General features: G+C 65.0%; 18 protein-coding genes. 11 read left to right on the top strand and 7 right to left on the bottom strand.

All coding sequences use genetic code 11. From position 1 onward, the window contains the following. Positions 1 to 34 precede the first annotated feature (34 nt). Together F4827_RS29270 and F4827_RS29265 are read right to left on the bottom strand one after the other, a co-directional pair. Positions 35 to 484: a MarR family winged helix-turn-helix transcriptional regulator gene (locus F4827_RS29270; protein ID WP_183730738.1), complete on the bottom strand. Its 450-nt coding sequence runs from the start codon at positions 482 to 484 to the stop codon at positions 35 to 37. Between the two features lie 53 nt (positions 485 to 537). Next, entirely contained in the window at positions 538 to 1,740 is a 1,203-nt protein-coding gene (locus F4827_RS29265; protein ID WP_183730735.1) for a phytanoyl-CoA dioxygenase family protein, read from the bottom strand. 215 nt (positions 1,741 to 1,955) lie between these two features. Between F4827_RS29265 and F4827_RS29260 the strand changes: the two genes are divergently transcribed. Next, entirely contained in the window at positions 1,956 to 3,746 is a 1,791-nt protein-coding gene (locus tag F4827_RS29260) for a nitrite/sulfite reductase (RefSeq protein WP_183730732.1), read from the top strand. After that, entirely contained in the window at positions 3,743 to 4,150 is a 408-nt protein-coding gene (locus F4827_RS29255; RefSeq protein ID WP_183730728.1) for a DUF934 domain-containing protein, read from the top strand. The genes F4827_RS29260 and F4827_RS29255 overlap by 4 nt, the downstream gene beginning before the upstream one ends. A 9-nt stretch (positions 4,151 to 4,159) precedes the next feature. Here the strand turns inward: F4827_RS29255 and F4827_RS29250 are convergent, their stop codons facing one another. Together F4827_RS29250 and F4827_RS29245 are read right to left on the bottom strand one after the other, a co-directional pair. Further along, entirely contained in the window at positions 4,160 to 5,629 is a 1,470-nt protein-coding gene (locus tag F4827_RS29250; RefSeq protein WP_183730725.1) for a hypothetical protein, read from the bottom strand. A gap of 243 nt (positions 5,630 to 5,872) precedes the next feature. Next, positions 5,873 to 6,232 (bottom strand): hypothetical protein, encoded by a 360-nt coding sequence (locus F4827_RS29245; RefSeq protein WP_183730722.1) that lies wholly within the window; start codon positions 6,230 to 6,232, stop codon positions 5,873 to 5,875. Between F4827_RS29245 and F4827_RS29240 the strand changes: the two genes are divergently transcribed. Together F4827_RS29240 and F4827_RS29235 are read left to right on the top strand one after the other, a co-directional pair. Then, the gene (locus F4827_RS29240) at positions 6,231 to 6,371 is read left to right on the top strand and encodes a hypothetical protein (RefSeq protein WP_183730719.1); all 141 of its coding nucleotides are present in this window, start codon (positions 6,231 to 6,233) and stop codon (positions 6,369 to 6,371) included. The genes F4827_RS29245 and F4827_RS29240 overlap by 2 nt on opposite strands. After that, on the top strand, positions 6,356 to 7,276 hold the full coding sequence (locus F4827_RS29235) for a 3-hydroxyacyl-CoA dehydrogenase family protein (protein ID WP_183730716.1): 921 nt from the start codon (positions 6,356 to 6,358) through the stop codon (positions 7,274 to 7,276). Before F4827_RS29240 ends, F4827_RS29235 begins: the two co-directional genes overlap by 16 nt. 45 nt (positions 7,277 to 7,321) lie before the next feature. On the opposite strand, the gene F4827_RS29230 is transcribed toward F4827_RS29235, so the two are convergent. After that, the gene (locus tag F4827_RS29230; protein WP_183730713.1) at positions 7,322 to 7,948 is read right to left on the bottom strand and encodes a hypothetical protein; all 627 of its coding nucleotides are present in this window, start codon (positions 7,946 to 7,948) and stop codon (positions 7,322 to 7,324) included. Between the two features lie 199 nt (positions 7,949 to 8,147). After that, positions 8,148 to 10,073: a hypothetical protein gene (locus tag F4827_RS29225; protein ID WP_183730710.1), complete on the bottom strand. Its 1,926-nt coding sequence runs from the start codon at positions 10,071 to 10,073 to the stop codon at positions 8,148 to 8,150. A 1,080-nt stretch (positions 10,074 to 11,153) separates the two neighbouring features. On the opposite strand from F4827_RS29225, the gene F4827_RS29220 reads away from it, so the two are divergent. The 7 genes from F4827_RS29220 to F4827_RS29190 are packed head-to-tail and all read left to right on the top strand — an operon-like array spanning position 11,154 to position 19,321. Then, positions 11,154 to 12,062: an alpha/beta fold hydrolase gene (locus F4827_RS29220; RefSeq protein ID WP_183730707.1), complete on the top strand. Its 909-nt coding sequence runs from the start codon at positions 11,154 to 11,156 to the stop codon at positions 12,060 to 12,062. 39 nt (positions 12,063 to 12,101) lie between these two features. After that, positions 12,102 to 12,671 (top strand): isoprenylcysteine carboxylmethyltransferase family protein, encoded by a 570-nt coding sequence (locus F4827_RS29215; RefSeq protein ID WP_183730703.1) that lies wholly within the window; start codon positions 12,102 to 12,104, stop codon positions 12,669 to 12,671. Positions 12,672 to 12,687: 16 nt separating this feature from the next. Further along, the gene (locus F4827_RS29210) at positions 12,688 to 14,010 is read left to right on the top strand and encodes a glycosyltransferase (RefSeq protein ID WP_183730700.1); all 1,323 of its coding nucleotides are present in this window, start codon (positions 12,688 to 12,690) and stop codon (positions 14,008 to 14,010) included. Further along, positions 14,007 to 15,569, top strand: a complete 1,563-nt coding sequence (locus tag F4827_RS29205; RefSeq protein ID WP_183730697.1) for a DHA2 family efflux MFS transporter permease subunit — start codon at positions 14,007 to 14,009, stop codon at positions 15,567 to 15,569. The genes F4827_RS29210 and F4827_RS29205 overlap by 4 nt, the downstream gene beginning before the upstream one ends. 31 nt (positions 15,570 to 15,600) lie before the next feature. Continuing rightward, positions 15,601 to 16,557: a glycosyltransferase family 2 protein gene (locus F4827_RS29200; protein WP_183730694.1), complete on the top strand. Its 957-nt coding sequence runs from the start codon at positions 15,601 to 15,603 to the stop codon at positions 16,555 to 16,557. After that, the gene (locus tag F4827_RS29195) at positions 16,554 to 18,125 is read left to right on the top strand and encodes an efflux transporter outer membrane subunit (protein WP_183730691.1); all 1,572 of its coding nucleotides are present in this window, start codon (positions 16,554 to 16,556) and stop codon (positions 18,123 to 18,125) included. The genes F4827_RS29200 and F4827_RS29195 overlap by 4 nt, the downstream gene beginning before the upstream one ends. Further along, entirely contained in the window at positions 18,125 to 19,321 is a 1,197-nt protein-coding gene (locus F4827_RS29190) for an efflux RND transporter periplasmic adaptor subunit (RefSeq protein WP_183730688.1), read from the top strand. Before F4827_RS29195 ends, F4827_RS29190 begins: the two co-directional genes overlap by 1 nt. Before the next feature lie 146 nt (positions 19,322 to 19,467). Here F4827_RS29190 and F4827_RS29185 read toward each other — a convergent pair whose 3' ends face one another. After that, entirely contained in the window at positions 19,468 to 21,558 is a 2,091-nt protein-coding gene (locus F4827_RS29185) for a bifunctional diguanylate cyclase/phosphodiesterase (RefSeq protein WP_183730685.1), read from the bottom strand. Between the last annotated feature and the right edge of the window lie 457 nt (positions 21,559 to 22,015).

Raw genomic sequence — 22,015 nt, 5'->3', positions numbered from 1 at the left:
CAGGGATCAGGGATCAGGGATCAGGGATCAGGGATCAGAAGTCGGCAAGGCGTTGCAGCAAGCCCACCGTCGCGGCGAGCTGCGCCTGTTCGCGCGCGCAAAGTTGCGTCTGCAGTGCGCGCACAAGCCAGTCTTCCTTGGCCGCGCGACTGGCCTGCAAGGCCTTGCGGAATTTCGGCGTTGTGTCGATGAGGGTTTGGCGGCCGTCGTGGGGATCGGCTTTGCCTTTGACCGCGCCCTGCGCTTCGAGGGCCGCAACGGTGATGCGCATCGATTGTGGCTTCACGCCCTCCGCGCGCGCCAATGCGGACACCGTGGCCGGGCCGCCGCGCTCCAGTTGCAGGAGCACGGACTTTTGCGCGGCGCTCAGGCCATCAGACTGGGAATGCTCGCGCACGCGGCGCAGCAGTTTGCCGACGCTCACGCGCAGTTGGCCGGCGAGCGCGGCAAGATCGACAGATTCGGCAGGCGATGGAGGATTCATGTCCGAACCATAGCATATATACAGCTAAACTGTACATATAGACTGTACGCATTTCAGGCCAATCGTCGCCTATCCTGCACGCGAATCGCCGCGACGAAATCCTCATGCCGCCATGCTTCATTCAAGGCGCGACGCAATAACGCCTGCTGGCTTTCCGGCGCCAGACCGCCTTGCGGCGGATCGCTGTCGAGATTGGTCGGGAACGGATAACCCTCCGCACACGAGGCAATCACGGCATCGGTTTGAGCTTGCGTCAGCGCGCCCTGCGCGATCCGCTCCAGCAGAACGGGATAAAGCGCCTCGCACATCGCCACGCGGTCGAGCGATTCCATCGCCCGGCCATACGCCGACGAAACCTGCAGCAGATTCGCCATGCGTTGTACGTGCGCGGTGCGATTCTCGCCAGCGGCGTGAAAGAGCGCAGGATTGAAAAAAATCACATCGCCCTTTTCCAGCGGCAATTGCCGCTGATGCGATTCGAAATAATCGCGAAAGTCCTGCCGCCGCCATGCCAGATAGCCCGGCGCGTAGCGCTGCGAGAACGGCAGCAGTCTGGTCGGGCCGCTTTCGACCGGCATGTCGCAATGCGCCACCGCGCCCTGCAGCGTGAGAAACGGCGACATCGCATGCACTTGCGCGGGATAGCGCTGGGCCTGCCCGGCCGTCTGAAAACCCAGGTGATAGTCGCGATGCGCCTGCTGCGCCGCGCCGCCGGGCCGCACGACATTGACCTGCGCGGTCATCTGATAGCACGGCCCAAGCCAGGCTTCGGACGCGGCCACCAGCATCGGATTGGCGTAGTAGCGCGCGAACACCTCGGGCGCGCGCAGACAGAGCTTTTGCTGTGCGTTCCAGATGCGGTCATTCGCGCCCGCCTTCGCGAAGTGGTCGGCCGGCGCGCTGCCGGCCCCGCGCTCGTGGTGGATGATGGCTTCGAACACGGCGCTCGCGGCGTCGATCGTCGCGGTATCCGCGTATGCGCGCTTGAGCACGAACACGCCCGCGCCCTGCTCCAGCACGTCGGCCCATTCCTGCTGCAAGGCCATGCGGCGCAGCGGATCGTCGAGCGTGCGGTTCAGGCTCGCGCAATCGTAGAACGGCACATGCTCGTTGACGCTCTGCGCGTGCGTGGTGCGCACCGCGTCACGGTTGCGCTCCACGACGTCGATAAAATCGGCGAGCGAGCAATCCTCTTCCCGAAAGTACCGATGGTGGCGATGGTGGCGATGGTGGCGTTGGTGGCGATCTGGCTGCATGGCGTCTGCGTGGCGAGGGTCGGATTCGTGCGTTGAAGATAGCGCCAATCGCACGCCCTGCGGGCACCCAAACACATCAAAAATCCCTCAAGCGCCGCAAATAATCGCTCTGCTGCGCCCGTTTTTGCATCAACTGCTGCTTGGAGCGCGCCCCGCGCCGCGATACCGTTGACGATCCCGTCTCCGTAATCTTCCGGCGCTTCCCGGTAGTCACCATGTATCGCTACAACGAATTCGACAAGGCCTTCGTCGCGAGCCGCGCCGCGCAATTCCGCGACCAGATCGGGCGCTGGCAGCGCGGCACGCTCAGCGAGGAGGCGTTTCGCCCCCTGCGTCTGCAAAACGGCTGGTACGTGCAGCGCCACGCGCCCATGCTGCGTGTGGCCGTGCCTTACGGCGAACTGTCGAGCGCGCAGATGCGCGTGCTCGCGCGTATCGCGCGGGAATACGATGCGCCCCACGAGGATGTCTATCGCAGCGCCCTGGAAGCGCAGCGCAAGCTTGGCACCACTCATCTGCCCACGCATCACGCGCATTTCACGACGCGCACCAACGTGCAGTTCAACTGGATTGCGCTGGAAAAAGCCGCCGATGTGATGGATCTGCTGGCCACCGTCGATATGCACGGCATCCAGACCAGCGGCAATTGCATCCGCAATATTTCCTGCGACGAGCGTGCGGGCGTTGCGCCCGACGAAATTGCCGACCCGCGCCCGTTCGCGGAAATCATGCGCCAGTGGACCACGCTGCACCCCGAATTCGCGTATCTGCCGCGCAAGTTCAAAATCGCCATCAGCGGCGCTGCCGAGGACCGCGCGGCTACCGACTGGCACGACGTCGGCCTGCGTCTCGTGCGCAACGAACAGGGCGAGCTGGGCTTTCGCGTCGCGGTGGGCGGCGGCATGGGACGCACACCGCTGATCGGCGTGGTGCTGCGCGAATTCCTGCCGTGGCGGCAGATCATGAACTACATCGAAGCGGTCGTGCGCGTGTACAACCAGTTTGGCCGCCGCGACAACAAGTACAAGGCGCGCATCAAGATCCTCGTGAAGACAGAGGGACAGCGTTTTATCGATGAAGTCGAAGAGGAATTCCGCCAGATCGTCGAATGCGACGGCGGCCCGCATACGCTGCCCGAAACCGAGCTGGAACGCGTGAGCGCTTATTTTCAGGTGCCGGCGCAGGCTTACGCGCAACGCGTGGCCGATCCCGCCGCCACTGCCGCGCGAGAAGCGCAGGCCGCGCGCTCGCCGCAATTCGCGCGCTGGCTTGAACGCAACGTCGCGCCGCATCGCGAACCGACGCTACGCATCGTCACGCTTTCGTTCAAGCGCCTGCTGCAAGCGCCAGGCGATGCGTCAGCCGAACAGCTCGAACGCGTCGCCGATCTCGCGGAGCGCTTTTCCGCAGGCGAAGCGCGCGTCACGCACACGCAGAACATCGTGCTGCCCTGGGTACACGTAGACGATCTGCTGCCGCTCTGGCACGCGGCCGTGGCCGCCCAGCTGGCCAGCGCCAATGTGCATCTGCTCACCGACATGATCTCCTGCCCCGGCGGCGACTTCTGCGCGCTCGCCAATGCGCGTTCGCTGCCCATCGCGCAGCGCATCATGGAGCGCTACCAGGATCTCGACGAACTCGACGACATCGGCGAGATCGATTTGCATATCAGCGGCTGCATCAACTCGTGCGGCCATCATCACAGCGGCCACATCGGCATTCTGGGCGTCGATAAGGATGGCGCGGAGTGGTATCAGATCACGCTCGGCGGCGCGGACGGTTCCGCGCGCAGCGGCGAGGCGCGGCCCGGCAAAGTGATCGGCCCATCGTTCGCGGCGCATGAAGTGTGCGACGCGGTCGTCGCGCTGCTCACGCGCTATCTCGCGCTGCGGGAGCGCAGCGGCGCGCGTCATGAAACCTTTATCGAAACCGTGCAGCGCGTGGGGCTCGACCCATTCAAAGCCGCGGCGGACAGCGTGCGCGCAAGCGCGGAGGCCACGGCATGAAAACACAACGCATCCGTCTTTTGAGCGCACACGAACACGCGGCCGATACCGAAGGCGCTGTCCTCACCCTGGCCAACGACGCCGACCTGCTGGCGCACGCGCTGGAGATCGCGAGCGCCGCGCGCGTGGAATTGCAGTTCCCCACCTTCACCGATGGCCGCGCGTTCAGCCAGGCCTGGCTCGTGCGGCGGCGTCTGGGTTTCAAGGGCGATTTGCGCGCGACCGGCGACGTGCTCGCCGATCAACTGCTGCAGATGGAGCGCACCGGTTTCTCCAGCGCGGTCCTTCACGAAGGCGTCGATCGCGCCGAGGCCGAGCGTCAGCTCGAACGCTTCGCCTCGTTCTATCAGGCCGATGTGCATAGAGCCGCGCCATGGAAGTCGGGCACGGCGGCAGACGTTTAGGCACCAGACTCAAGGCGTGTCACGCACGTACACCACGGCAGTCGAATCGGCATAGAGGCGTCGCCAGCCCGGCATCGTCGCGATCATCGCCGAGGCGCTCGCACGCGCGTCGAGCAAGGCCCAACGGATGCGGTACTGCTGAACGAGACGCTCGAACGCCGCGCGATCGGGCCGCATGGCGTCCAGGAAGGCAAACATGAAGGCATCGCCGTACATATCGGCGCGTCCGTCGATGAAGGGCCGCACATGCTGGAAGATCAGGTAGCCGCCGAACTCATAGCTATTGAAAACCGGCTCCTCCAGCAGACTGGCCGGAACATGCGCGAGCGCCGTGACGGGCGAGGTTGGGCTATCGCCGCGCGCGACCGGCTGTGCAAAACGCAAGCCGAACAGCAGCGCCGCGCCAGCCAGCCAGAGCGCGGCAACGCGCCAGCCAGGCCGCTCAAGCGTTTGCGGCGTGCTGCCCAAAGCCCGTCCCAGCGGCTCGGCAAGCACTGCGGCGCCCACCACGCCCGCCAGCATCTCATGGCGTCCGTGCGCGAAGGCCAGCCACGCCAGGCCCGCGACGATCAGCAGGCGCGGCGCAGAGATGCGCACGCGGCGCGTGACAAGCGCATACGCGAGCGCCACGAGCGCAATCTCGATCGGATGCAACTGTCGCAGATCGAGCGGCTGCCATTCGCCGATGCTGACGATATGCTTCATCGCGCTCATTTCGAACGGATGGCGCAGGCCTTCGACGCCATGCGGCGTGATCAGCGCGGACAGCACCGCAGCGACCAGAAACATCGTCCAGCCACGCACGATACGCGACGCATCCTCACGCGCGCGGCCGTTCTCGCGCCTGGCGTCGAGCATCGCCTCCAGTGCGATCGGCACGGCCAGCGCGAGGCCGAAGATAAAGCTGCCATGCAGATTGGCCCAAGCAACCATCAAAAGCAGTAGCGGGCTCGGGGGGCGCTCGCCTTGTTCGTGCGCGCGCAACAGACCCGTGAGCCACGGCGCCAGCAGCGCCAGCGCGAGCAGATGCGGACGCGCAAGCAGGCTCGGCCCGACGCACGCCACGCCCAGCAACAGCACGACACTCGCCGCAAGGGGCCGCAGATGGCGCGCAAGATAGCGCGCGAGGCAAGCCGTCATCACCGCAACGGCCGCCGCGAACAATGCAACCACGCCGCTCCATCCGAGCGCGGCATAGGCCAGCGCCATTGCCACTTCGGCCAGCCATTCGTGCGCCACCCAGGGCTGCCCGGCCATCGAGAATGAAAACGGGTCCACGGGCGGCACGCTCAGATGCGCGAGCATCCACGTGCCCGCCGCAACGTGCCACCAGCTATCGGGATCGTTGAGCACGGCCGGCGCGAACAGCACCAGCGCGGCAGCGGCAAGCGCAGCGGCGTACGGAAACGAGGCGCGATACCAGGCGAGCGGCGTACGCTGTTTCGACTCGATCGTGATGTCCAGAGTGGCCTCCCTCAATCGATATTGCCGATGTTGACGGTTCCAGCATGCGAAGCACGGCGAACCCGGTCACGCAGCCGCGCTTGCTCATTGCACGAACACCTTGCCCGCTTCGCGCGCGACCTGGCGGGCGCACCAGCGCGTAGTCGTTGGTTTCGTCCTCGACGCTCGTGCCGGGCCGGTCCGCTGCCTGCCAGTCTGCGGCTGAAAGCGCTCACCCCCGCGATGTTCGAGCGTGCGGCCCGCGCCGGTATCGAGGGCTTAAACGCCTGACCGGCCACCGTGGCGGTGTTCGATATCAGCAAGCGGAGCACTACCCTGCGAGAACGTTGCGTGAACATCGATCGCACCCGCCAGCATGGGAAAGCCGATCGACAGTTTGCGGCGCGTAGGCAAATAGATCACAGAGGTTTCCGGATGGCGTGGAGGCAAGGTGCATCGACGAATATGGTCACACGAAAACAGGGCGTGTGAAAGTCCGCAACCATTGCGCATCGAATTGCGCATCGAATTGCGTATTGGATTGAGCTTCGATTTCCCTATAAAGGGCTCTTGATTTGCCGGCAAATCTGCGGGCGATACCTCGCCAACCCAAAAACCCGATGCCGGTTCGCGCCGCATGAGTCTTTCCGTCAAGAGCGCGCGCTATTTCATCGCCGTGGCGGAGGCCGAATCGGGCGCGGGCGTGACGCGGTATGCTTGCGGCTCGCTTGCGTTTTATTCGGGCATTCAAGGAGACATGGCATGGACGGCAAAGTGACAGTGGCGGGCGTGATCGGCACGGGTTTGATGGGCGTGGGGATCGCAACGCAATGCGCCCTGCACGGTCTGCGCACGATCGTCCATGACGTCGATCCCGCGCGTCTGGCGGACGTGAATGGAAAAGCGCAAGCGGTGCTCGACGAACTGATCGACGCCGGACGTATCGACGTCGCCGCGCGCGAGGCGACGCTCGCGCGCATTGAAACCAGCGCGCAACTCGACGTCATGAGGCAGGCGCGATTCGTCTTCGAAGCCGTGCCCGAAGTACTCGACCTCAAACACCGGCTTTACGCGCAACTCGACGCCGTGCTCGCGCCCGATGCGATTCTCGCCAGCAACACCAGCGGTTTCGAGCCCGACAAACTCGCGCAAGCACTAAGCGCGCCGCAACGTTTCGTGATCGCGCATTTCTGGAATCCGCCGCATATGATTCCGCTCGTCGAAGTGGTGCCGGGCAGCGCCACCGCGCCCGACGTCACGGCGCGCACCGAAGCGCTGATGCGCGAGATCGGCATGGAGCCGGTGGTGCTTGCGAAGGCGATTCCAGGTTTTGTCGGCAACCGGCTGCAATTCGCGGTGCTGCGCGAAGCGCTCAATATCGTACGTTCGGGCGCGGCCAGTCCCGAGGTGGTCGACCGTGTGATGAAGGCTTCGCTGGGCCGACGCTGGAGTATCGTCGGGCCGCTCGAAAGCGCCGATATGGGCGGCCTGGATACTTTCGTCGATATTTCTTCGCATCTGATGCCCGAACTCGCGAAAGACGAGGAGGTGATCGATCTGCTGCGCGAACAGGTGGACGCCGGACGCGTGGGCGTGCGCAGCGGCGCGGGTTTCTATGAGTGGGATGAAGCGCGGCTCGCGCGGGTGAAAGCGGCGCGGCGCAAGCTGATTGCGGGCGGTTGATATCGCAATGAAATCGCGCTGATATCGACTACGGGTGCGACCCGTTCACGCGCGTAGCCGCCACGGGTTGTTATAGGCGCTGTCGAGCGCCAGCCGCACGCGGAACAAACCTTTGCTCGCGCGCGAGTGCCCTGAATGCGCGGGCAGCAGCCTGAGCAGCCCCTTGATGATGTAGAGCAGGATCAGCGCGCCGAGCAGATCGCCGCCGAACATCATGCTGTAGCTCTCCAGCAGATCGGGCGTTGCGCCCGCCAGCGCAAACCAGATGTGATGCAAGGTGGCATTGGTGAAAGCGACTGCAAACGCCAGCACAAGCAGACGCCGCGGCGTGAGATTCGCGAGCGTAGCCTTGAGGCCATAGCGTTCGAGCGCCAGACGATAAACCGCGTAAGGTCCCGCCGAACTGATGATCGCGCCCGCGATGGCCCGCACCGGATCGTGCGGAAAATAATGGCAGAAGTCGACCAGCAGCGCGGCGATCAGCAGCCCGATCGCGCCGTCCATGCCCAGTAGCAGCGTACTCAGCAGGCGAATGCCGGTGGGCAGATAAATCCATTCGACGAAGCGCGGAAAACCACTGTGTAGAAACAGCAGTTCGTCGACCCAGAGCGTCAGCAGATAGACCAGCACGGTGCCGAGGATCGACCAGAGATGCAAACGTAAGCTGCCCATCGCGGCGTGAATATCCAGATCGGGTGAATGCCTCGCTGGATCATAGCTCAGGCCGGTGAGCGGCGCTGAAAGAGAAGAAGCCGGCGCGAGGCCGGCTTCCGGGTACTACATGCGGGCGCTTTCTTTGTGTCACTGCGTATTGGCCCATTTCTCCTCGACTAACTTGTAGCTTGCATCGTCGCTGGCGTGATCGATCGCCTCACTTCGGCAACGCGCCCGTGACCGAACTGAGCAGGCTCGTGACCGGTGAAAGCGCGCTGCCCGAACCAGCCGCGTGCGTTGCCGTCGAGCCGATCGAAGCGACCAGGGCGGTGACCGGTGCGAGTGCGCCGGTTGCCGTCGAAGCCGCGGTGCCGGCCGACTGACCCGCCGTTGCCGTGCCGCCGTTGGCAGCCGTGCTGGAGACACTCACGCCCGCACCGACTGCGGCCGTGACCGTCGCCGTCACCGTGCCGGCCGAGGCCAGCGTCGAGCCGAGTGCGCCGGTCGCCGCGCTGACGAGCGGCACCACCGGGTTGCTCTTCGCAACGTTGCCGAGCGCGCCGGTCAACGTGCCGGCAGTGCCCGCGACCGCGCCGAGCGCACCGGTGATCGGCGTGATCGGGTTGGCGCTGGCGAGCGTGCCCGTGACCGTGTTCACTGCGGAGGTGACCGGCGCGGCGACGCTGCTGAGCGCGGTCGTGACCGGAGCGAGCGGGTTGCTGCCTGCTGCGCCTGCCAGCGTGCTCGTCACCGAGTTGACGGCGCTGGTGACCGGGGCGAGCGGGTTGCTGCCCGCTGCGCTGGCGAGTGTGCCGGTGACCGTGTTGACGACGCTCGTGATCGGCGTAAGCGGGTTGCTGCCCGCTGCACCTGCCAGCGTGCCGGTGACGTCATTTACTACGGTCGTGACCGGAGCAAGCGGGTCGCTGCCCGCTGCGTTGGCCAGCGTGCCGGCGACCGTGTTCACTGCGCTCGTCACCGGGGCCAGCGGGTCGCTGCCGGCCGCACTCGATGCCGCAGCAGTCAGCGAATTGAGCGTGCCAGCCAGCGTGCTCGTGCCAGAGTTCAACGCGTTGGCGACAATGCCCGTGGTCGAGTCGACCGTATTCGCCACGTTCGCCGTCGTCGAACCCGATGCGGTGCTCAGTGCCGCCACTTCGGCATTGACCGCATTAGTCAGCGTGCCAGTTGCAGCGTTGACCGTATTCGTCAGATTGCCGGTGGTGGCATTCGCAGCACTGGCAAGCGTGCTCGTCGCGGCATTCGCCACGTTCGTCACGGAAGCGAGGGGGTCGTTGCCCGCTGCACCCGACAATGCGCCGGTAAGCGTGTTCACCGCGCCCGTCACAGGAGCTAACGGATTGCCGCCCGAAGCGCCAGACAGCGCACCCGTGATCGTCTTCACCACGCCCGTGACAGGAGCCAGCGGATCGCCACCCGAAGCGCCAGACAGCGCGCCGGTGATCGTGTTCACCGCGCCCGTCACAGGGGCCAGCGGATCGCCACCCGAAGCGCCAGACAGCGCGCCCGTAATCGTGCTCACCGCACCCGTCACAGGAGCCAGCGGATCGCCACCCGAAGCGCCAGACAGCGCGCCAGTGATCGTGTTCACCGCGCCCGTCACAGGAGCCAGCGGATTGCCGCCCGAAGCACCAGACAGCGCCCCCGTGATCGTATTCACCGCGCCCGTCACGGGAGCCAGCGGATCGCTACCCGAAGCGCCAGACAGCGAACCCGTAATCGTGTTCACCACGCCCGTGACAGGAGCCAGCGGATCGGTACCCGTTGCACCCGACAGCGCACCGGTAATCGTATTCACCGCGCCCGTCACAGGAGCCAGCGGATCGCCACCCGAAGCGCCCTGCAACGCGCCCACCAACCCGCCGAGCTGTGCCAGCGGTTGTCCGCCAAAGTCGACTGCAAGTCCGGCCGCACCGCCTACCGCAATGGTGACGTCTTTGCCCGTCGCCACGCCGCCGATCCCGCCGCCCAACACGATCGCCCCCGGCGCTGCGCCTCCTGCTGCTGCCGCCCCTACTGCCACGCCCCCCGGCTGTGTCGAATCCGCACGTGCCGTTGCGCTGGCCGCAGCGGCGAAAACCGCCGCGGTGCACAACGCCATCGTGGTGATTCGCGTCTTCACGTTGTTCCCCATCGCTAGCTCTCTCTTCAGTTTGGTTATCGCAGCGCCCCCGGCTGCGATAGCCAATACTGCAGAGACCGTGCCAACTTTCGAACAAATGGGCACAACCCCGCAGCGTCGGGGCATGCGCAAAACGCATCGCACGAAAAGCGATGCCGATTGATTAGACGTAACAGGGGAAAAGACCAGCGTTACGAAATTGCGTAACGTGACATGAGCGCGCTGGAAAGCTGCATGGGCAGCCAATCAAGCGCGAAGACGGAAATCCATCCCGAGGCACAAAAAAGCGAAGTGCTCTTTAAAAAAACACTTTCGCCTCACACGCATTAAAAAGGATAACCGAGTGTTTGCTCGTCATGACGCGCGAACGCACCCGCCCCCTTTGGTCGCACAGGATGATCGCAACTTTATTCGCACGCAACCTACCCGAATGAACAGGTCATAAAGACCACTCGCGCTGACTCACGCGCGTCAAAAAAATCTGCTCGAACGCGTCTATGCGATATCACGTTAAAGAGCCGCGGCCCAACGTTTGTCGTTCGTAAAAAAATCCGTTCTGAATTTCGAATTTCATTACAGCGACTGCAGGCGTTACGGCTTGTTCCGTAACGTACCCCATTGGCTATTACGTTACGCCCGATGTCCCGCGCATCGTTACGTTCGTTGCGCGCACATCGGCTTTACCCACCCCGCACAAACGCAATCCGGCGATCTCCTCCTGAGGCCCGTCCTGCAACGATCCCGGCCGTCTGCGTAAGCCCGAAACGTCAATTCGTCTACCGAATGGCACACCTGTTGCATTAGAAGCAGTGCAGCAAATCGGGCAAGCGCCGGTACAAGGCGCAAGCGGCCGCCTCTCACGGCCGCGCCCGATCACGAGCCCGGAGGAGACACCGTCAAGCCACGGGCCGAAATATTGAAGGCGGCGCAGCGCATCGGCGAGATCGGCGCAGGCGCGGCCCTGGCGAAATCGAATGCAGCAGTCCTGGCGAACCCACGGCGGCTGCGAGGGTGCGTTAGTCCTTTGGCGCTTTTTGCTCCTTTTTCGCTCTTATGGCATCACACGCGGGGGAAAATCTCATGTCAGTCGAGAAGCTGGTATTGCCACTGCCGGGTGGCCTGAAAGTTCATGTCGAGCACCATTGCTTCGATCCGTCGTTCGAAACCGTGCTGCTGGTCAACGGCGCGCTGGCGACCACGGCATCGTTCGGCCAGACCATCCGTTATCTGGGCGAACGTCTCAACGCGCTCTGTTTCGATCTGCCCTATGCGGGCCAGTCGCGCCAGCACAACGCATGCGACTACGCGCTCACCAAGGACGACGAGATCGACATCCTCATGCATCTCGCCGATCGCTTCCGTCCGGCGTATCTGCTGTCCGTCTCCTGGGGCGGCGTCGCGTCGCTGTTCGCGCTGGCGCGCGGCTGCGCAAGCGTGCGACGCGCCGCCATCGCGTCGTTCTCGCCGTTCCTCAACGCGGCGATGACCGATTACGTCACGCGCGCCCGCGACCACATCGCGGCGGGCCAGAACCTGCAGGCGGCGCAACTGCTCAACGACACCGTGGGCCGCCATCTGCCGCGCATCATGAAGCTCTACAACTATCGCTACCTCACGCGCCTGCCGCGCGACGAGCAGGATCAGGTGGCGTTTCACGTCGACCAGATTCTGGCGATGAAACCGGAGCGCTATCTGGACGAATTCCGCCGCATTGGCTGCGACGTGAAGTTCGTCAACGGCGATCTCGACGAATACACCACGGCCGCCGACGTGCGCCGCCTGGGCGACTACGTGCGGCGCGCCGAATTCGCCACGATCCGCGGCGCGGGCCATTTCCTCGATCTCGAAGGGCGTGTGCAGCAGGAACAGATGCGCACCGTGCTGTGCGACTTCTTCTGCGGCGAGCGCGAGACGTACACGCCGCACGCTTGCATCGCGAACTCCAGCAAGCCGCAGCGCCTGCCGTTCGAGGTGCCCGCGCTGTCCTGAAACGCTCGCGCAACGTCCACTCATTGTCGAGATCTCATCATGAATATCGTGCAAAGCATCGCCATCGTGGTTCCGTGGCTCCTGTGGCTCGCCTACTGGATCGCAACCGCGCAGGCCGTCAAGACTACCGCGCGCAAGGAAGCGCGCAGCGCCCGCACCTGGCAGTCACTGCCGCTGATCGTCGGCGGCGCGCTCGTGATACTGCCTGATCCCGCACGCGCATCGCTGCTGCCCGACTTGACCCATCTGGGCGCGCTGCAATTCGGCGGCTTCGCGGTCGTTGCCGCCGGGCTGCTGTTTTCGGTGTGGGCGCGTGTGCATCTCGGCACGAACTGGAGCGTTTCGGTCACGCTCAAGGACGGCCATGAACTGATCCGCAGCGGCCCTTACGCACTCGTTCGCCATCCTATCTATACGGGATGCCTGATTGCGTTGGTGGGCTCGGCAATGATCGGCGGGACATGGCGCGGCGCGCTGGGCGTGGTGCTGATCTTCGCGTCGCTGGCCTTCAAGGTGCGCGTGGAGGAAAGCTGGCTCACCGGCTATTTCGGCGATGCCTATGCGCGCTACCGGCGCGAAGTCGCCGCGCTGATTCCGGGCATCTACTGAACCGCGCGGCGGCAAGATGGCACAGATCATCATCACGGCGATAGGCTCGGCGGGCGACGTGCATCCGCTGCTCGGGGTCGGCCGGGCACTCGCGGCGCGCGGCCATCGCGTCGTGTTCTGCACGCACCCGCCATTCGAAGCGGCCGCGCGGCGCGAGGGCTTCGCCTTCGTGGCGATCGGTCGGGCCGAGGACTACGCCGCCGCACTCGCCAATCCCGCGCTCTGGCATCCGCGTACCTCGTTCAAGACGCTGTGGGCTCTGATCGCGCCGGTGCTGCAACCGCATTACGAAGCGCTCGAAGCATTGCGCAACCCGGATACCGTGCTGGTCGGCACGCTCTGGGCCTTCTCCGCGCGGCTGATCCAGGAGCGCTACGGCACGCCCTACGTGTCGGTGCAGGTCTCGCCGTCGACGCTGCTTTCCGCGCATGCGCCGCCAACGCACAAGCGCCTCACGATTCCACGCAGCCTGCCATTACCGCTCAAGGCCGCCTTGATGACGCTGATCGAGCGCGCGGTGCTCGACGCCGTGTGCGGCCCGCGCCTGAACGCGCTGCGCACGTCGCTGGCGCTGCCGCCCGCGAAACGTATCCTGGGCCGCTGGCTGCATTCCACCGACGGCGTGCTCTGCCTGTTCCCGGATTGGTTCGCACCCGCACAGCCCGATTGGCCCGCCCGGCACATGCAGAGCGGCTTCCCGCTGTTCAACGATCTCGACGAAGGCGCGCCTGACGCGGAACTCAAGGCCTTCCTCGACGCGGGCGAGCCGCCCGTGGTCTTCACCGCCGGTTCGACGCTCATCGATAGCGCTCACTACGCACGCGCGGTCTTGCACGCGTTGCGCGCCACCGGCGCGCGCGGTCTGCTGCTAGGCGCCGAAGCGACACTCGACGACGTGCAACGCGGCCGCGACATGCCGCGCCAGCGTCTGCTGCAACGTCGCTATGTGCCGATGCGCACGCTGCTGCCGCGCTGCCGTGCGCTCGTGCATCACGGCGGCATCGGCACGGCGTCGCTGGCCATCGAGGCCGGCATTCCACAACTCGTCACGCCGTTCGCCCACGATCAGTTCGACAATGCACAGCGCGTGGCCGACGCAGGCTGCGGCGTGCGACTCGACGCGCCAATCAAGGAAGCCGCGCTGGCGCGCGCACTCGCGCGCGTGCTGGGCGATCCGCTCATCGCCACGCGTTGCTCGCAGATGCGCGCGAAGCTGGCAAGCTCGCCCGATGGCTGTGTCGAAGCCGCACGCTATATCGAGCGCTTCGTACCGCAAACCATTGCGAACGCCGTGCAGGATATCGCACCCGCGTACACACTCAAGGCGGCGAGCGCATGAGCACCGCCTCGCCTTTTGCCCTGCCGGACGCACACGCCGCGCGCGAAATCAGCGGCGCGCGTCTCGCGCTGCTCACCTTTGCGCTGTCGCTCGCCACCTTCATCGAAGTGCTCGATTCAACCGTGACGAACGTGGCCGTGCCCGCCATCTCGGGCAGCCTGGGCGTCGCGAACAGCCAGGGCACCTGGGTCATCAGCTCGTATTCGGTCGCCGCCGCGATCGCCGTGCCGCTCACGGGCTGGCTCGCTCGCCGCCTGGGCGAAACGCGCCTTTTCGTGGGCGCGGTACTGCTCTTCACGCTCACCTCGCTGATGTGCGCGCTCGCTGCCGACCTGCACGTACTGGTCGCCTGCCGCGCACTGCAAGGACTCTGTTCCGGGCCGATGGTGCCGCTCTCGCAAACCATTCTGCTGCGCACCTTCCCGCCCGCCAAACGCACGCTCGCCCTCGCGCTCTGGGGCATGACCGTGCTGCTTGCGCCGATCTTCGGCCCGGTAGTAGGCGGTTATCTGATTGACACCCTTTCATGGGAATGGATCTTCCTCATCAACCTGCCGATCGGTCTGTTCTCATTTGTTGTCTGCGCAACCATGCTGCGCCAGGACGCCAGGCGAGGCGAACACGTTCCCGTCGATCTGATCGGCATTGCGCTGCTCGTGGTGGGCGTGGGCGCGTTGCAGGCTATGCTCGATCTTGGCCACGACGCAGGCTGGTTCGACTCCACCCTGATCGTGACGCTCGCCATCGTCGCGGCGCTCGCGCTGGTCTCGCTGCTGCTCTGGGAAGCCGGCGAAGCGCAGCCCGTGCTCGACCTGAGCCTCTTTCGCGATCGCACCTTCTCTTTCTGCGTGCTGATTATCTCGCTCGGCATGGCCAGTTTTTCGGTGGTGGGCGTGGTGTTCCCGCTCTGGCTTCAGGCCGTAATGGGTTACGACGCCTTCCATGCGGGCCTCGCGACCGCGCCGCTCGGCATACTCGCGCTGGTGTTCTCGATTCTCGTCGGCCTCTACGCGTACCGCTTCGACGCGCGCGTGCTGGCGACCTTCGGCTTTCTGGTGTTCGCCAGCGTGCTCTGGTGGGACACGCATTTCACGCTGACGATGACCTTCACGCAGATCGTGACGCCGGGTCTCATTCAGGGCATCGGCCTGCCCTGTTTCTTTATTCCGCTGACGGCGGCGACCCTCTCGCGCGTGCCCGATCATCAGCTTGCCGCCGCGTCGAGCCTGTCGAATTTCCTGCGCACGCTCGCCGCCGCATTCGGCACGGCGATGAGCGTGACGCTCTGGGATCATCGCGCGACGTTTCACTATGCGACCCTCGCGCAATCCGTGACCAGGGAGTCGAGCGGCACGCAGCACGTTGTCGCCACGCTGCATGCGGCAGGCGTGAGCGGCGCGCGCGAAGCCGGCGCGCTCCAGCAGATAACGATGCAGCAGGCTTACATGATGGCGACCAGCGACATGTTCTTCATGGCGTGCGTCACCTGCGTCGTGCTCGCAGCGCTCATGTGGCTCACCCGTCCCCGGCGCGGCGCAGCAATGACGCTCGGGCATTGACAACATAACGATAAAAAAGAGGAACCACGCGATGCGCACAGCAGCACTCGTCATTCTCTATTACCCGAGCAGCGCCCAGCTCGCGCGGTTGAGCGCGTTGCGCAACGGCTGCGACGCGCTGGCGGTGGTGGACAACACGCCCCATGCCGATGCCGCCGCCAGCGAAGCCGCCGAACGCGATGGCTACACGCTGATTCATCACGGCAATCGCGGCGGCATTGCGGGTGCGTACAACGCGGGCCTCGCGCATCTGTTCGCGCTGGACGAGAAGATCGACGCCGTCGCGCTATTCGATCAGGACTCCGTGGTGCCGGGCGCCTATTTTCCGGCGATGCGCGCGTTCGGCGAACGACTCGCGGGGCGGCCCTTTATCGCCGGACCGCGCATTTTCGACGAGAACGACGGCCGCTTTCTGCCCGAACTCGCGACCAACGGCATTGGCGTGAGACGTCTGGAACTGGATATCGGCACGGCCGCCGCCTCGCCGCCGGTGCGCTGCGCCTTCCTGATCTCGTCAGGCAGCTTCGTTTCGCGTGAGGCTTACGCAGCGCTGGGCCGTTTCGACGAGACCCTGTTCATCGATCATGTCGATACCGAGTACTGTTTTCGGGCACTCGCGCGCAATGTGCCGCTCTATCTCGTGCCCGCGCTGGTGTTGCGCCATCGCATCGGCGAGAAAGTGCGCAAGCGCATCGGGCCGCTCGACATATCGACCATGAATCACCCATGGACGCGCCGCTATTACAGTGCGCGCAACGCCATGCAGATAGCGATCCAGTACGGCCCGCGCTTTCCCGTGGCACTGGTGCCGAATCTGCTCACGCTCTGGCAGATCGTGCAGGTGGTGCTGGGCGAGCAGGACAAACGCGCCAAGATCAAGGGCATACTCTACGGCCTGTTCGACGGTCTCGCGGGACGAATGGGGCCGCTGGACGACGCGCATCCTCGCTGGGCAGCGCGCGCAACAGTGCAGGAGCGGCGCGGATGAACACGCGCACCTTCGAGCGCCTCGCGAGGGTCGCCGCTTTCAGCGCGGCGACGCTGCTCGCCTGCGGCTGCGCGCCCACGATCACCCCCGCCTTGCAGCCGCGCACGCCCGATGCGAACGCGCTGACGCGTACGCTGGCCGATGTGCCGCAGTCCGCCAGCGCCACCGCCTGGCCCGCGCCCGACTGGGTGCGCCAGTTCGGCGATCCGCAACTGGACCAGCTAGTCGCGCAAGCCTACGCACATAACCCCGACCTGCAGGTCGCGAAAGCCCGCATCGGCATCGCACAGTCGCAACTGCAGCAGTTCTCGTCGCTGACCGGACTCACGGCCACGGCGGGCGCGAGCGTCAACAAGGCGCGCATGCCGCAGTCGAGCGGCGTCGCCAACGTCTCCGCCAACGGTTACGAAGTGCCGGTGCAATTGTTCGGCAATCCTGTGCAATCGCCATCGTCGATATTTCTGGGCCTCGACTATCAACTCGATCTCTGGGGGCGCAACGCGGCCGCCACGCGCGGGCTGCTGTCGCTGCGCGATGCGGCGCGGGTTGACGCCGAACAGGCGCGTCTCACCCTCGCCATCGCCATCGTCTCGCTCTATTGCGATCTCGATCAGGCCTATGCGCTGCGTGACCTCTGGATCGAGAAGCGCGACGCGAGCGACCAGATCACCGCCGTGCTGCGCGAGCGCGCCGCGCGCGGCATCGACAACGGCTATGACGCCGACGATGCCGCCGTGCGCCGCAACAAGCTGATCGCGCAGATCGAACTGGCCGACGAACGCATCCGTCTGGCGCAACTGCAACTGGGCGTGCTCTCGGGCGGCGGCCCGGAGCGAGGCCTCGCGCTCACGCGACCGCATCCCGCCAACCTCGCGAGTCTGGCCGACCAACCCCTGCCCACTCGTTTGTCCGCCGATCTGCTCGGGCGGCGGCCCGACATCGTCGCAGCGCGCCTGCGCGTCGAGGCCGCCTATGCCGCCATCGACGGCACCCGCGCGGAGTTTTATCCCGACGTGAATCTCGTAGGCTTCGCGGGTCTGCTCGCGCTCACACCCGGCGCGATGTTTTCGCGCCAGGCGCTCGCCGCATCGGTTGGCCCCGCCGTCTCACTGCCGATCTTCGATCGCGGCCGCCTCAAGGCGAAGCTCTCCGGCGACGCCGCCAACGCCGACGTCGCCATCGGCCTCTATAACAAGACCGTGGATTCCGCGCTGGGCGACGTTGCGCGCACGCTGGTCTCGCTCTCGACGCTCGAGCGGCTCGTGAGCGGCGAGCGCGACGCCGCCGACGCCGCCCAGCGCTACGTTTCGATCGCCGAAGAACGACACCGGCGCGGCCTGCTGATGCAGAAAGACGTCAACACCGCGAAGCTCACGCTCTATGACGAGCGCGCGCAACTGATCGATTTGCAGGCGCAGCAGCGCACGCTGCGCGTCGCGCTGATCGGCGCGCTCGGCGGCGGCTTCGACGAGCGCACGCTGCCGGGGCCGGCAATCTCGCGCTTCGACGTCGCCTTCCCTTCACACGATCGCCTCACGGATCGACTCACCAGCGCGCATTTCAACTAATGCACCACGACCACGCCAACCTGCACCCCGATCCGGCCACGCTCGCCGCGAACGCCGCCCTGCTCGAACGCAAACGCGCGACGCGGCGGCGGCGCTTCGCGATCTTCGGCGCCGTAGCGGCCGTCACCGCGCTCGCCGCGGCCGCGTGGTGGTACACCACTGCGCGCTTTCGCGAAGACACCGACGACGCGTACGTCGCCGGTAACGTCGTGCAGATCGCCGCGCAAACGGCCGGCACCGTGATCGACGTCGCCGCCGCCGATACGCAGCGCGTGCGCGCCGGCCAGGCGCTGGTCCAGCTCGACGACGCCGAAGCCTCCGTTGCCTTCGCGCAAGCCCGGGCGCAGCTCGCCCAAGCCGTGCGGCAGGCCGCCAACGCCCGCTATTCGGCGACGATGTACGCCGAAGCGGTGAAGGCGCGTCAAGCCGACCTCGACCTCGCGCAGCGGGCACTGGCCGCGCGCGATCATGCTTCCGTTGAAGTGGTGTCGCCCGAGGAACTGGCTCGCGCCCGCGCCGCGGTGACGGGCGCGCAGGCCCAACTAGGGGCGGCCCAGGCGCAACTCGACGCGGCGCGCGCGCTCGGCAGCCGGCTGGCCGTGGAGGACAACCCGGGGGTGATTCAGGCGGTCGCGCAATTCAAGCTGGCGTGGCGCAATCTCAAGCGCACCACCATCGTCGCGCCCATCGACGGCGTAGTGGGGCAACGCACCGTGCAGGTTGGCCAGCAGGTTGGGCCGGGGCTGACGCTGATGTCGATCGTGCAATTGCACGGTCTGTGGGTCGAGGCGAATTTCAAGGAGGGCCAGATTCGCAATATGCGCGTGGGACAAGCCGTTGTTATTAATTCGGATATCTATGGATCGAAGGTGAATTATCGCGGGCGCGTGGAGGGATTTTCGGCGGGCACGGGCAGCGCGTTTTCGATGCTGCCGCCGCAGAATGCGGCGGGGAACTGGATCAAGGTGGTGCAGCGCGTGCCGGTGGTGATTTCGATCGATCCGGACGATCTGGCCGCGCATCCGCTGCGGATCGGCTTATCGATGCGGGTGCGCGTGGATACGCATGAACGCGATGGGCATCTGCTCGATTCGGATACGCCGCTCGCCGCGCTGGCTACGCGCGTGCATGACGGGATGGCGAGTGAAGCACAGGCGGCGGCGGAGAAAGTGATTCGCGATAATCGGGGCGGGTGAGCCGTTTGATGCGTGTGGCCTTCATCACCGCTGGCCCGGGCGTCCCCTCTTTTGTATGTTTTTATGAGCTTGTACGCTAAAAGACGACTACGCCCGAAAAACGTACCAGGCCCCGCCCGATTGTCTACCTGCGAGACGTCCAGGCACTACGCGTTCAGATAGCGCTCAAGCGCCATGGCCGGTGCCGGCCTCGCAAAGAAGAAGCCTTGCAGTTCGTGACAGCGTTCGTCGAGCAATGCCTGCCGTTGATGTCCGGTTTCGACGCCTTCGGCGGTAATCGGCAGATCGAGACTTCGGCATAGTTCGGTAATTGCATGGATGATGGCCGCCGATTTTGGATTGTTGCCCAATCCATTCACGAAACCGCGATCGATTTTCACCCGTGTAAAAGGGACGCTCTGCAGCAAGCCCAATGACGAGTAGCCCTTGCCGAAATCGTCCATCGCGACACCCACGCCCATCGCGCGAATTTCGTTCAGGATGCGCGACGACGTGCCGGACGATTCAAGCAGAACGGTTTCCGTGATTTCTATTTCCAGCCGATGGGCCGCCAGCGCCGCTTTCTTGAGCGCTTTCGCCACGATCTGCGTAAAGTCCGCGTGAATCAGTTGGGCCGGCGAAACGTTCACGCTCAGGCGAATATGCGACGGCCAGAGCACCGCGTCCCGGCACGCTTTCTCCAGCACCCACGCACCGAGCTCCGGCATCAGGCCTCGCTCCTCCGCAACCGGGATGAATTCGGCGGGAGAGATGGGGCCACGCTTCGGGTGATGCCAACGAAGTAGTGCCTCGCATGCGGTGGTGAATCCGCTATGCGCGTCGACGATCGGCTGATAATGCAATTCCAGTTGATTGGCGCGCAGGGCGCGCCGCAAATCGTCTTCGAGTTCGTTGCGCAGTCGAATCGGATTGTTCATGCCGCTCTCGTACAGGCGAAAGCAGTTGCGGCCGTCGCGTTTGGCCGCATAGAGCGCCAGGTCCGCCCGCTGGAGAACCGTCCCCGCATCGATCCCCGCGCGGGCGTGAATGACGATGCCGACGCTCGCGCCGACGCTAATTTCATTGCTCGCGATTTCGAACGGCTCGGAGAGTTTCTCGATGCATCGCTGCGCGAGTTCCGCCGCGTCATTCACGCTTCGGAACGGTACCTGCAGAATCGCGAACTCATCGCCGCTCAAACGCGCCAGCTGATCGCTCGCGCGCACGATGCCGCGCAGTCGTCGCGCCACCGCCTTGAGCAGTTCATCGCCGACATGATGACCGAGCGTGTCGTTGACGGACTTGAATCGATCCAGATCGAGAAACAGCAGGGCAAACGGCCGCTCGGCCGATGCGTTTGCCGCCAGTTCGGACAAGCGTTCCTGGAAGCGCAGACGATTGGGCAGCTCGGTCAGGTGATCGTGATGGGCGAGATATGTGATGCGTTCTTCCGCGATGCGCCGCTCGGTCATGTCTTCGATCGTCGACACCCAGCCGCCATGCGAAAGCAGGCGCGTCACGACCGAGATGCTGCGCCCCAGACAGGCAACCTCGATCGCCGCCTGTTGCTGATCCGCCTCAAACCGGTGAACCAGTTGCGTGCGCACCGTTCTGACCCACGCGGCCGTTTGCTCCTGCGCCATGCCGGCACGCTCGCCGATGCGCCGTAGCAGCGCGCCCAGCCGGATCCCTTTGAACAAGGCATCGTCAGGCAGCGACAGGATGCGGGAGAACTGGCGGTTGGCCAGCACGAGCCGTCCGCGGCGATTGAACAGACATAATCCATGCGACATGTTGTCGAGCGCGAGATCCAGATTGCGCGTAGTCTCCTCCAGCGCAAGCGAGATCTTGCGCTGTTCGCTGCAATCGCGCGTAATTTTGGCGAAGCCGAACAGGACGCCCGCGTCGTCATAGATCGGCTGAATCACCACATGGGCCCAGAACCGGCGTCCATCCTTGCGAACACGCCAGCCCTCGGCCTCGAACCTGCCGGTTCGACGCGCCGTTTCGAGTCCGTGTTGCGGCAAACCGCGATCGCGATCCGCGGGTTCGTAAAAGCAGGCGAAATGCTTGCCGACGATTTCGGCCGCCCGGTAGCCTTTGGCCCGTTGCGCCCCGGCGTTCCAGTTCGAGACGACGCCGTTCGTGTCGAGCATGTAGATCGCGTAGTCGGTGACGCCTTCCACCAGCAATCTGAGGCTGCGCTCATGGTCGCGCGCCTGCCTGTCCAGCGGGCGCTCCTCGTTACGATCGCTCATTGACTTGAAGAACCTGAGCAGTTCGCCATTGCCGCCGTCGCCATGATCGGTGAAGACATGCGCCCAGAGTTGCGCGCCGTCCTTGCGCAGGCGCCAGCTTGCTCAGTTTTCATTTTTTTCGAGTATCTGATCGGTTTCGCGAGATGCCCGCTCAGAATATATGCGCCATAGCAGGGCGCGCAATGGTTAAAAAGCAGTTGTGGGCGCGCAAACGTTTCATTTCGACGATCCGTGGCCGCAACCGCGCCTGCTGGCCTCAATATCACGCCACATCCCTCGCCTGCGCCCCCGTCACCTTGACAATGAACGCCAGACATGCACGCACCCTTCGCCGAAGCATGCCGCCGCGACGAATACAGCGCATCGAGCGCAAAGCGCTCATCCGGCGAGGCGCTTGAACGCTAGCCTGACGCTGCCTGACGCTGCCCGGCTCAACATCCGGGTGCGAAACTGGCGC

It is taken from the genome of Paraburkholderia bannensis (assembly GCF_014200455.1).
Lineage (GTDB): Bacteria > Pseudomonadota > Gammaproteobacteria > Burkholderiales > Burkholderiaceae > Paraburkholderia > Paraburkholderia bannensis_A.
The sequence above is the reverse complement of the archived record's forward strand: the minus strand, read 5'-3'. Positions and strand labels throughout refer to the sequence as shown.